Raw genomic sequence first — 11,371 nt, forward strand, 5'->3', positions numbered from 1 at the left:
TCGAGCAACGGAAAATAACCATAAAGGACTTGCCCCCCATCGGGGCAAGTCCCTATCCCGGACCGGTGACAGACCGGCCGTATCGGCCCCGGAGAGGAACGCGACGCTGACGACGACGCCTGCGACATTGGGCACCATAATGGTGGCGGACGATCATCCGCTCTTCCGTCAGGCGCTGGTCATGGCGGTGGAAGCGGTCGCCCCGCAGGCGCGCATAGTCGAAGCCTCGACCCTCGACCGCGCGGTGGAAATCGCCGGCGCAACCAGCGACCTGCTCCTCATCCTGCTCGACCTGAAAATGCCGGGATCGGCCGGCTTTTCCGGCGTCGCCCTGCTCCATGCAGAGCGCCCCTCCGTCCCCATCCTCGTCATTTCCAGTGCGGAGGCGCAGGTCGCCTCACCCGAAGCGCGCCGCTATGGCGCAGTCGGCTTCATCGGCAAGGATCAGGATCTGTCCGTGATCGAACAGGCTATCGCCGCCGCGCTGGATGGGCATAGTCCTGCACCCGTCCCTGCCTCCGCGAGCGATGTCGACGATATGGCGCACAAGGTCGCTTCACTCACGCCCACCCAGTTGCGAGTGCTGCTGGGCGTGCTCGACGGTCAGCTCAACAAGCAGATCGCGTATGAACTGGGCGTGGCGGAATCGACCATCAAGTCGCACATGACCACCGTGCTGGCGAAACTAGGCGTCCAAAACCGCACTCAGGCCGCACTGGCCGCTCGCGCATTGGGGTTAGGTGCCGATCGATAACGCTTGAACCTATGTGGTTATTAACTTAACCGATATTATCCTTATTCACCCCGATTGCGCCATTCCAGCCCTTCAATCCAGCGCTCCAGCACTGCCCCGCCCAGCGGCTTGGCAAGGATGGCGATCCCTCGTTCGCGGGCACGGGCCAGCATGGCCTCTCCCCGCTCCGCCGTCACCAGCGCCACCGGCAGGCCGGGCCACCGCTCGCGCAGCGCATCGATCAGGTCAATGCCATCCCGCACCGCGCCCAGTTCGAAATCGACCAATGCACCATCAAAATCCCCCTTCGCGGCCAGCGCCTCGGCCTCGAATCCCGCAGCCACGCAGCCATTGCCCGTCGCCTCCAGCACCGCCCGCATCGCCGCCCGGTTGGCAGCATCGTCATCCACCACCAGCAGTCTACGCCCCGATGCTTCAATCGCGCTCACGCCCTCCGGACCCGAACTCTCACCCACATCGGCCATCACCCGTGGCAGGCGCACGGCAAAGCAGCTTCCCCGTTCCTCACGCGACCAGACGTCCACCTCTGCCCCGATCAGCGCGGCGGATCGCTCCACGATCGCCAGCCCCAGACCGATACCATTCTCACTCCCCTGCCCCAGCCGCTCGAACTCGCGGAAGATGATGTCCAATTTGTCGGACGCGATGCCGATGCCACTGTCACGCACTTCAATCCGAAGGCTTTGCCCTTGCCGCCGCGCCGCGACGATGATCCCGCCCCGCTCGGTATAGCGGATCGCGTTGGACAAGAAATTCTGGACGATCGAGCGCAGCAGCGACCGATCCGTCTCGACCCAGCCATCCCCTGCCCCAACCCGCAGCGACAACCCCTTTTCCGCCGCCAGCGGCGCCAGGCTCTCGACCAGATCGACCAGCATCGCCCGCGCGGCAAAGCGCGTCGGCTGCGGCGTCACCCCGCCGGCATCCAGCCGCGATATGTCGAGCAGCGCCGCCAGCAAATCATTGGCTCCCTCGATTGACCGGTCCAGTCGCGCCAGCATCGCCCGTTCTGGCTCGGCAAGCCGCCGCCGAAGCGCCGATGAAAAGAGCATGGCTGCGTGCAATGGCTGCAACAGGTCATGGCTCGCCGCCGCCAGAAAGCGCGTCTTGTCCGCCATCGCCGTCGCCAGTTTGGCATTTACCTGCGACAATTCCGCCGTGCGCTGCGCCACTGCCTGCTCCAGGTCGCGCCGTGCCGTCTCGGTCGCGTCCCGCGCCTGAGCCTCGATCGTGATGTCGGTGAAACTCATCACATAGCCGCCATCAGGCATCGCCCCGCCCACCGTCTTGATGACGCGTCCGTCGGGCCGGTGCCGTTCGAAACTGTGCGGCCTGCGACTGCGCATATGGCCCAGTCGCCGGGCGACATGATCGTCTACCTCGCCGGGACCACAATCCCCCCGCTCGGCATTGAAGCGGATCAGGTCGGCGATCGGCACCCCCACCCGGATCATGCCGGGCGGATAGCGGAACAGGTCCATATAGCGGCTGTTCCAGGCGATCAGCCGCAGATCCCGATCGATCACGCTGACGCCGACATCGATATTCTCCAACGTCGCCGCCAGCAGCCCTTGCGAAAAATGGAGCGATTGCCCGGACGCATCCAGCACCTGCGCCACCTCGGCAAAACCCATTCCTTGCCCGGTAATGGCCGACGCCATGATCGCGCGGGCGGATGATGCGCCCACCACGCTGCCGATCAGCCGTTCGGCCAAGCGGGCGCTGCCCTGGTCGATCGGCCTGTCCGACCGTTCGTCTGGTCCGAACAGTTCCGCCGCTGCATCCACGCCGACAAAGCGCGTGACCAGATCGCCCAACGCCGCCATCGTGCCGATCGGCGCAATCCCGCGCTGCCGCACCAGCCCCGCCGCACCAACCACACGGGCCGACACCAGCAGCGTCACCAGCATATTGCCGCCCAGGCTGGCGATCGTCCCCAATGTCACGGCATTGCCGCCAGTCCAGTGATCGATCCATGCGGGGAGCAGACCCACCGACGGCAGGAACAGGGCCAGCATCCATATGGCAAAGCCGGTCAGCAAACCGGCGCCCCCGGCGACAGCATCATTATGCGGCTTGTAAACGGCGCAGATGAGCGCGGGCGCGCATTGGGCGATAGCGACGAAGGCGATCAGTCCCACCGATGCCAGCCCGGTCGTCAGCGGCGTCGCCATCGCATAGAAGGCGGCAGCCGCAATCAGGCCGACGATGGCGGCGCGCCGTATCCACAGCAGCCGCTCGCCCATATGGCCGCTGCCGCCCGACCGGCGCAGCAGGACAGGCGCAAACAGGTCGTTGGAAATCATGCTGGATATGGCAACGATCTCCGTCACCACCATCGCCATCGCCGCCGACAACCCGCCAAAAAATACTAGCAGCGCCAGCGCGTTGAAGCCGAAATGCTGCGGCAGGCTAAGCACGAACAGGTCAGGTACCGCCCCCTCGCCCAGCAGCGCCAGCCCGGCCGCTGCGATCGGCGGCACGGCCAGTACCGTCACCAGCAGATAGGCCATGAAGCCCCAGCGCGCCCGCATGATGTCATCGGGCCCGCGGGCTTCCATCACGCTGACGAAGAACTGGCGTGGCAGGCAGAGGATCGTCAGCATCGACAACAGGGTCGTCACGACGAAATCGCTATCTAGCCGTGCCGGCGCGAAGCCGCTGCGGAACGCCGCCAGCCCCTCCCCCAGCTGCGCGGCTGGCATCGTCCAGAGCAGCCAGCCCGCAAGCCCGGCAACCGGCAACAACGCGACCAGCTTCAGGACCGATTCCGTGGCCACCGCAAACAGGATCGCTTCATTCTGCCCCGCAACCTGATAGCGGCGTGCCCCGAACAGGATGGCAAACAGCGCCAGTGCGGCCGACGCCCCGATCATGGGCATCGTGCTTTCGGGCGTGCGGGACACCAAGGCGAAGCTGAAGGCGACCGACCGCAATTGCAATGCGACATAAGGGATGGTGCCGAACAGCAGGATGATCGTCACCAGCGCCGCGATCACCCGGCTCTTGCCAAAGCGCGATCCGATAAAGTCGGATATGGATGTCGCGCCGTCGCGATGCACTTCGACATGCAGGCGGCGCAAGAACCCGCCGCCCAGCCCCATCAGCAGCGCTGGTCCCAGATAGATGGGCAGATAGTCCCATCCCCCCTTCGCGGCGCTGCCGACCGCGCCGAAATAGGTCCAGCTGGTGCAGTAGACGGCCAGCGCCAGCCCATAGGCATGGATGCGCCAGCGCGATCCGTTCAGCCGTGCGCGATAACGATGGGCCAGTGCCGCGCCGCCGAACAGCAGCGCCGCGTAAAGGATGGCCAGGAGGATGGCGGTGGACATGTGTCAGGCATAGGCCGCTACGGCCGCCACGCCAATCGGTCCGAAAGATGGAGGGATTGGCGGCCTGTCAAAAGCAGGATATCAGATGACTATCCTTAACCCATATATCGTTTAATGAAATTATCGATATCATTGATATATGGTGATTAATTTTACACCATGATGTAGGGCTTCATCGGCTTATTCGACCACGGAACGCATCGACATGGATGATAACACGTTGCTATCTGCCTATGCGGACGCCCAGTCGATGCTGGCGCGCATCGAAGAACGACGACGCCTGAGCCCGGTACGCAGCCCTTGGAAGATACGATGCTTCATCGCCGAACGCCAGTCCCTCGCCTGGGTCGATGCGACGACGATCGATGCGGATGCTTTCACGGTCGATGGTCGCGGTAGAGTCGGTGGCGCCGATTTCGACCTCACCCATTGGCGACGAGCGGTCGGCACTACGGTGACGCTCGACACTTTGCGCACGGATAGCGCCGGCCTTCTCGACTGGCTCGGCGTGGAAGATGCGGGTAATGCGGCTACTCCATGGGCGGCATCTCTGCTCCCCTTGATCGAGGTGCGGCGGCGGGTAGAGGCATGGCAAAGGGCAGCGGCGGCCCTCCCCCCTCCCCGCCCCTGTTGCACAGTGCCCGTCTGGCTCGCTCCTGGTGGACGCACGCGCCCATCGGTCGGGGCGATGCTGTGGCCAGTTTCCTGATCGGTGACCGTCATGGTCCCGGCCGGTCGGACGCCTCTTTCGGCGGCCTTGTCGCCCTCGGCTTCCAGCGGAGCGGCGCGGCGTGGAAGATGGCCGACGCGGTGTCATTCGAACCGTTATGGTTGCAAGCCATCACTCTTGGCGCGCAGCATCATCTGGATCAGGAACAGCGGTTGCGCAGCTACGCCGATCGTGCGGCAACCCAGATCGCGGCCCGTCGTCGTCCGGGTCGGCTTAAGGAGGTGGTAATGTTGGCAATGGCCCATCCTCATATCGGGAGCCGGCTTGTCTCCGATCGTCTCGGCATCACCTCCGCCGGTGCGATCAAATTGCTGACCATCGCGACCGAAGCCGGCCTGCTGATGGAGCGTTCCGGCCAGGCCAGTTATCGCAGCTACGCCATCCCGGTCGGCAAAATGCCCACGCCGGCCGTCACCGCCTATTCGCTTGATAAACCGGAAATGGCTGATTTTTGGTCAGAAGACTGAAAATCTTACCCCCGCCGGAAGCTCGCTGAGCGCCATTTTAGACCTTTGCCTAGGCCTCATATGCCAGAGGCGCCGAGGCGCTGTACAAGGCTCGCAGCCGCCCTGGCGGCAATTTCCACTTTTGTTCTATTTTCCTAATCGGCATGAGCCACGCCTCAGCCATTTCTCCGGCTGAAATGCCATCGCTCATTGTGGGGCTCGACCAGTTGGCACCCGGCGAAAATGGAGTCGAGGTGGGGCAGGGGTCAAAGTAACCGTCATAATCATAGCGGCTGACTTCGTCGTGCGGCTTTCCGGCTAAATTTTTGGCAGCATCCAGATCGATTGTGAAACGCTATCGCGGCTCCCCTCATCATATTTCCGAAAACACGTCGATCTGCGAAGCTAGTCGCCTGGACAGGCAGCACCCAACGCAACGGATGAAGCAAGTCTAGGAAATGATGGCCCATGGAGTCGCACGATAGGTGGGTAGGGGGCGTGACCGCTCCGCAATGCCGCACTCCATCGTGTTTTCAGAATCAGGCCTATTTTGTCGCGCGTGGTTCGGTCGACATCAGTCGGCTTGGAATGCCACGCCACTGTCCAACGCCAAAGTGGCGCTTTTCCTGTGCGATACAGAGTCTGTCATGTCCAACAGACGGCCGATCAATTGCTTGGCATCGATCCACCATGATCAAAATCACGCGATTCCAAAAACACGCCGGACGGCAGATCAGGGCCGCAGCTTATATTTGTTGCGACGGTGATGCTCCTTGACGAAGCCATAGAAGCGCTTGGAATAATTGCGCGGCAGCTCGTGCGGATTGGCACCGAGAAAGGCGTCAAAACGACGGATCAGTTCATCATAGTCCCACCCGGGAAAATCGCTGCGGATCGCCTCCTGGACGTCGGCATCCAAAATGTCGCGTGCCCGGCCGCTCGCTGCCTTGGCCGGGGTGGGCTTGCGTGGATCGGCATGGGCGCTGCGCAAACCACCTGCCGCCTGCGCGATCAGCTTCATGGCCTGCCGTGGATCGATCATCTCCTGCCCCTCATCAACCGATGAAACTGGAGGGGAGGGGAGGGGAGTCATCCGTGCCGAGCGCGCGCGCTCGGTCATGTGGCGACGCATCACCATCCGCATCTTGGGCTTCGTGCTATCGGGATTGACGACTTCCAGACTGATGTCCGGCAGTTCGTTCAGCTTAGCCAGATCCAGCAGCTTGCGCTTGAACACCGGATAGCTGCTCTCGCTCCCGCTTTTCTGATGCAGGGTTTCGAAGCCGATGACGAAGCCTTCCGCGCCGTTCCCGCCCGCATGTTTGCGCGATGCCCGGTAAAGCCATTTGCCAAGGCCGCTGGTGATTTCGAAATAAAGCGGAGAGATGGCCAGCACATTGCGCTTGTCCATCACCCCGTCAAAGAACCATTTGGAAAGGGTGATCTCCATGCCCAGCGACCGCTGCGTCCGTTCATCGACCAGATGCGTATAGCTGTCGATCCAGGAGAAGGTCGTTTCCCGGCTCTTGGTGCTGGCGCGGATATTGGTCTTGATCGTCGTGGCCTGGAGCCGGTCGAGCGCGCTGACCAACCGCTCATAGGCGCGCCCGCTGGTGCCCCAGCAGATACGCTTCAACAGGTCGCCCGGCTGAAGCCGGATCACGGGCGACAGATCGTTGAGGCCGCGTTCGCGCAGTTCGTTGAGGTGCGACGCCAGATAGATCATGATATCCGCGTCCCAGATCGTCGCCATGCCATAGGTCGGATTGGCTGACACATGGACCGCAACGGATCGGTCCGGGCTGACATAATCGATCGGCTTCACCCGCTTGCGCTTCGACAGGCTGAAGAAGGGCCGCTGCATCGTCTCCTGATAGTCGCGCAGCGAAATGTCGCTGAAATCGGGCAGGGTGAAGAACATTTCGAACTGGACCTTGCGCTCTTTCAGCGCCGTCTTAAGTTCGCCCTCATTCCCCACCGTACGTCATCCCGTTCCCGCTGTCCCCCCGGGGGGAATTTCACATAACAAACTGAAATATAAGGCATATTCCACTATTTTCAGCTTTTCGTTCCCGCAATATGCCGGTCAGCGGTGCTTTGCGCTGCGGATGCGCGCCGCCTCGATCACCGGCCGCAACGCGTCCAATATGGCATCGGTCGACAGGTCCGATGGGGTTAGCGACAGCGTCAAAATCTTCTGCTGATCCTTCACCACCTCGCCGATCGGCTTGCCATTGCCGCCGGCAATAGTCGCCTTTTGAACCCGGCCCTTGGCGATCATCGCCTTGAGCAACCGGCTCATCACCTCGGCACCGGCAATCGGCTGTTCATCACCCGAACGGCGGAAACTCTGTTCCGATGCGATCTCGTCGGCCGCCGCCTCCAGCTTCATCCGGCTCGCCGGATCGCGTAGAAGCGGCAACAGCTTCTCGCCATATTTCGCCTGCAAATCCATCGGCGAATGAAAGGCGCTGACCAGGAAAGGTGGAATGTCCGTCAGCGCAATATAGCGCGACAGCTGCGACTTGGAGATTTTCAACCGCTCGGCCATGCGCAACTGCACGCCGCCATAGAAGCGATCGACTGCTGCCTTGTAATTAAGCCCGCGCTCTAGGTCGGAAATATCCTCGCGCTCGCGATTTTCGATGTCGGCCAGCCGGAACGCTGCCTCGTCATCCAGATCCTCGATGATCGCGATCAGGTCGATATCGGGATAATGATTGGCGTTGAGCCAGCTGATCGCCCAGTGCCGCCGCGTTCCCGTGACCAGTTCATAGGGCAGGGGACCATTGGGCGTCCGCCGCACCACCGCCGGAATACGGTTGCCGCCTTCCGCCAGGATCGAATCGATCAGGCTACGGAGCCTATGTTCGTCCAGCAACGAATAGTCGCGCGCATTGCCCGGCCAGATCGAACATTCCGCCGGCTTGAGCCTGATGGTCGGCCGCTTCACGATCCGCGCCGCCTCGCCAAAGGCTTCCAGCCGCTTGTTGGTGAAGTTGATGCGCCCCGGCGCCGCTTCCGTTGTTGCCGGATCGGGTGCCACAACCGGTTCGGCCGGAACCGAAGCCAGCGCTTCGCTGATGAGCGACCGCCGGCTCATGCCGCAACGCTCACGCCGGCGTCAGCGCCGGTCAGGCTGGTCGATGCCCATTGCTGCCGGATCTGCTGCTCGACCTCGCCGAACACCGCGTCCAGATTGTCGCGGCATCGCATATAGGTCTGGTGCGACGCGGACGGCTTGGATTCATAGATGGACCGGAACGCCTGGGTCGCATTCTTGATTTCTTCGGAAGCCAGGATCGGTTGCCCCAGCAGCAATCCCGCATAGGTCGCCTGCATGATCCGCCACATGTCATTTTCACCCGGCTTGCTGGGAGAGAAGGTGGAACAAACCACGCGAATGAAGCCGTAATTGACCGGCGTGCCATTCTGCTCAAGAATTTCGATATTGTCCGCGATCGTATCCATGAAATGAATGGTCGACAGATAATCGAGCTGGCGCGCGGGCACCGGGATCAGCAGGCCGGTCGCGGCGGCCATCACGTTGAGGCCCAGGAAACCCATGGCTGGCGGCGGGTCGAGCAGGATCACGTCGAAATCCTTGGCCACGCTGGCTATGCCGATGCGCAGCGCCTGCAAACTTTCGCGCACGGCCTGCCCGCCCTCGCGAAGGGTGGAGGTCAAATCCCATTCCGCATCCTGCAACCCCAGGCTGGACGGCACGATCTTGATCGTCGGCCAGGGCGTGTCGCGGATTGTCTGGGCGAAATCGCTGAAGGTGCTGCGCGGCGACAGGAATGTGCCCAGCGTCTGTTCATCGTCGATCAGCGTTTCGGGCTGGATGTCGAACATGGTGGTGGTCGATGCCTGCGGATCGCAATCGATCACCAGCACGCGATAGCCATGCAGTGCCAGATAGTCCGCCAGATGCTTGGTGATCGTGCTCTTGCCAACCCCGCCCTTGAAATTCTGCACCGCCAGCACGACGGCATCCTCGTCGGGCTGCTTGCCGACATGAATGCCCAGCGCCTCACGAATCTGGGTGAGATCTTCCAGCGTGTAGTAGCGCCGGCCATTGGGCAGTTGCTTGGGCTGGGGCAGGCGCCCCTTGGCTTCCGCCTTCGCCAGCGCTTCGGGTGTCCGGCCGATCAGTTCGGCGGCCACGGTCGGGCCGAAAGTGATGTCGAGCGTTTTGCGCGTATCGGGACGGAACACGATCGTCTTGATGTGATCGCGCATTTGCTGGCACGCGGTGGTGACGTTACGCAGCGTGTTGACGGTAAACGACATGGCGCCCCTCATAGCCGAATCATGACGGTAAAACTGGTTGGCGTTTAATGCGCCTATTTTGCCGTCAAAGTCAAACCTACTGGGGGATGCGCATGGAGTCGCCTCCTTGCTGCACTGCGCCATGTTGAAGCACAACCGAACGGTGATGCCGCAAGGGAATGGATGGGCGCCAGCTGATAGCCCTTCAACCTCTAACCATCCCGCAATATTGGAGGCAAACACGCATTAGAGATTTTTATGAGGAGATTAGACGGATTAGTGGTGCGGCCCAACTGCGATTTACCGCACAAATCCAGCGATTCGCTATCATACGGCCAAAACCGATCGCACGACGGTTTTGGATCGATAACACGTTGGAACGATTCCAAAAGCACGTCGTGCGAGTCTTGATAACACGCTGAAATTCGGCGCGATCAGCGGTCCTGAATGATGGCCGCGCCGCCTTCCGCTCCGATGTCCAACATGGTGGACCGGGCCGGATCATAGCGTCCCCAGACGGGCAGGCCGACCCCATCAGGATCGCCCTTCTTCACGAAATTGACCAGATAGCCGCTCGCGATCCGGCCGATCGCCTGGTCGCCCGCCGTCGTCGCTGCGCCATATTTGATCCCGACCGTGTCGAAGAAATAGGGAATTTCGCTCGCATGGCCCGCGCCCTTGGTGTCGGCGTTGCGCAGCGCCTGCGCCACATAGGAGAAGCGATAATAATAGGTCGGCACGGCTTGCCCCGCGAACATCTGCGCCATGGACCGGGCGCCCGTCACCATCGGTCCGGCAGGGCCACCAATATCGTCGCTGGTCGCGCCGATCATCACCGACACCTTGGCAAAGCGGCCAGCCTGATAGGCGGCGATGCTGTCGACCGCGACCTTGCCATCGGCGATCGGGCTGCTGTGCGTGCGTGGCCCCGGTGCGAACAGCGCGGCCAGGTTCAAGCCGTCGACAACCGCCTCGGCCGGCAGCGCGCGCAATTTGGCGACGGCCTGCGGATCATCGGCGGCAATGCCCTTTTTCTCGCCGAACGCTGCGCCGGTCTTTTCGGCGGCCTCCAGCGTAGCGTCTCCCATCGGCATCGGTCCGCCCGACTGGATCACCGCCTTTCGGAACAGCCCCTGCGCCATCGGCGATGTCAGCAGTGCGTGGACCGACATGCCGCCCGCGCTTTCGCCGATGATCGTGACATTGGCAGGATCGCCGCCAAAGGCCGCGATATTCGCCTGTACCCAGCGCAGCGCCGCGATCTGGTCCATATAGCCATAATTGGCCTGCATCCCCTTGTCTGCATCCGCCTTTGTCAGCGCGGGATGGGCGAAGGTGCCGAAACGACCAAGCCGATAATTGAAGCTGACGACCATGATGCCCTGCCGCGCCAGAGCCGTGCCGGCATAGGTGGGCGGCGACGATCCGCCATTCACGAAGCCGCCGCCATAAATCCACACCATCACCGGCAGCTTGGCCCTGGCCGCCGCCGGCTTCCACACATTCATATAGAGGCAGTCTTCGGCCGGCGGGGTGCCCAGTGGCGCGGCATCGCTGGGGAAGGGCAGTTGCATGCAGTCATGGCCATAGCGGCTGGCATCCCGCACCCCCTGCCAGCGCGGGGCGGGTTGAGGCGCACGCCAGCGCAGGTCGCCCACCGGTGGTGCGGCAAAGGGAATACCCTTGAAAGCGGTGATACCATCCGCGCTCACCCCGCGCAGCGCGCCGTCTGCAATAGTGACGACCGGGTCGGCGGTTTCGGTGCGCGCCTGTACGGCGGAACCGGACAGCGCCGTGGCCAACAACATCATGCCCAAGCGAAAGCGCATATCCCGTC

8 protein-coding genes are annotated in these 11,371 nt (G+C 62.4%); 3 read left to right on the top strand and 5 right to left on the bottom strand.

Going from position 1 to position 11,371, the window contains the following annotated elements; all coding sequences use genetic code 11:
* The first annotated feature begins 139 nt into the window (after window positions 1–139).
* Window positions 140–754, top strand: a complete 615-nt coding sequence (locus ACNHGR_RS22780) for a response regulator transcription factor (protein ID WP_184274230.1) — start codon at window positions 140–142, stop codon at window positions 752–754.
* A gap of 41 nt (window positions 755–795) precedes the next feature.
* On the opposite strand, the gene ACNHGR_RS22785 is transcribed toward ACNHGR_RS22780, so the two are convergent.
* Window positions 796–4,086 (bottom strand): hybrid sensor histidine kinase/response regulator, encoded by a 3,291-nt coding sequence (locus tag ACNHGR_RS22785; RefSeq protein WP_475289153.1) that lies wholly within the window; start codon window positions 4,084–4,086, stop codon window positions 796–798.
* 205 nt (window positions 4,087–4,291) lie between these two features.
* Between ACNHGR_RS22785 and ACNHGR_RS22790 the strand changes: the two genes are divergently transcribed.
* Both ACNHGR_RS22790 and ACNHGR_RS22795 read left to right on the top strand, forming a co-directional pair.
* Complete coding sequence (locus ACNHGR_RS22790; RefSeq protein ID WP_475289154.1) at window positions 4,292–4,795, top strand: hypothetical protein; 504 nt, start codon at window positions 4,292–4,294, stop codon at window positions 4,793–4,795.
* Window positions 4,780–5,283 (top strand): hypothetical protein, encoded by a 504-nt coding sequence (locus tag ACNHGR_RS22795; RefSeq protein WP_475289156.1) that lies wholly within the window; start codon window positions 4,780–4,782, stop codon window positions 5,281–5,283. Before ACNHGR_RS22790 ends, ACNHGR_RS22795 begins: the two co-directional genes overlap by 16 nt.
* Before the next feature lie 712 nt (window positions 5,284–5,995).
* Here the strand turns inward: ACNHGR_RS22795 and ACNHGR_RS22800 are convergent.
* The 4 genes from ACNHGR_RS22800 to ACNHGR_RS22815 form a co-directional block, all read right to left on the bottom strand.
* Entirely contained in the window at window positions 5,996–7,240 is a 1,245-nt protein-coding gene (locus ACNHGR_RS22800; RefSeq protein WP_475289158.1) for a replication initiator protein A, read from the bottom strand.
* Window positions 7,241–7,348: 108 nt separating this feature from the next.
* Window positions 7,349–8,365 carry a ParB/RepB/Spo0J family partition protein gene (locus tag ACNHGR_RS22805; RefSeq protein WP_184274236.1) on the bottom strand — a complete coding sequence of 339 codons (1,017 nt, stop codon included), beginning with the start codon at window positions 8,363–8,365 and terminating at the stop codon, window positions 7,349–7,351.
* Window positions 8,362–9,555 (bottom strand): AAA family ATPase, encoded by a 1,194-nt coding sequence (locus ACNHGR_RS22810; RefSeq protein WP_184274238.1) that lies wholly within the window; start codon window positions 9,553–9,555, stop codon window positions 8,362–8,364. The genes ACNHGR_RS22805 and ACNHGR_RS22810 overlap by 4 nt, the downstream gene beginning before the upstream one ends.
* Before the next feature lie 413 nt (window positions 9,556–9,968).
* Entirely contained in the window at window positions 9,969–11,363 is a 1,395-nt protein-coding gene (locus ACNHGR_RS22815) for a carboxylesterase/lipase family protein (protein WP_475289160.1), read from the bottom strand.
* Window positions 11,364–11,371 lie beyond the last annotated feature (8 nt).

It is taken from the genome of Sphingobium sp. RS1, from assembly GCF_056156825.1.

Bases quoted from the DNA above. Each gene is read 5' to 3' on its own strand.
- ACNHGR_RS22780 (WP_184274230.1), top strand. From the start codon at position 140: ATGGTGGCGGACGATCATCCGCTCTTCCGTCAGGCGCTGGTCATGGCG.
- ACNHGR_RS22785 (WP_475289153.1), bottom strand. From the start codon at position 4,086: ATGTCCACCGCCATCCTCCTGGCCATCCTTTACGCGGCGCTGCTGTTC.
- ACNHGR_RS22790 (WP_475289154.1), top strand. From the start codon at position 4,292: ATGGATGATAACACGTTGCTATCTGCCTATGCGGACGCCCAGTCGATG.
- ACNHGR_RS22805 (WP_184274236.1), bottom strand. From the start codon at position 8,365: ATGAGCCGGCGGTCGCTCATCAGCGAAGCGCTGGCTTCGGTTCCGGCC.
- ACNHGR_RS22810 (WP_184274238.1), bottom strand. From the start codon at position 9,555: ATGTCGTTTACCGTCAACACGCTGCGTAACGTCACCACCGCGTGCCAG.
- ACNHGR_RS22815 (WP_475289160.1), bottom strand. From the start codon at position 11,363: ATGCGCTTTCGCTTGGGCATGATGTTGTTGGCCACGGCGCTGTCCGGT.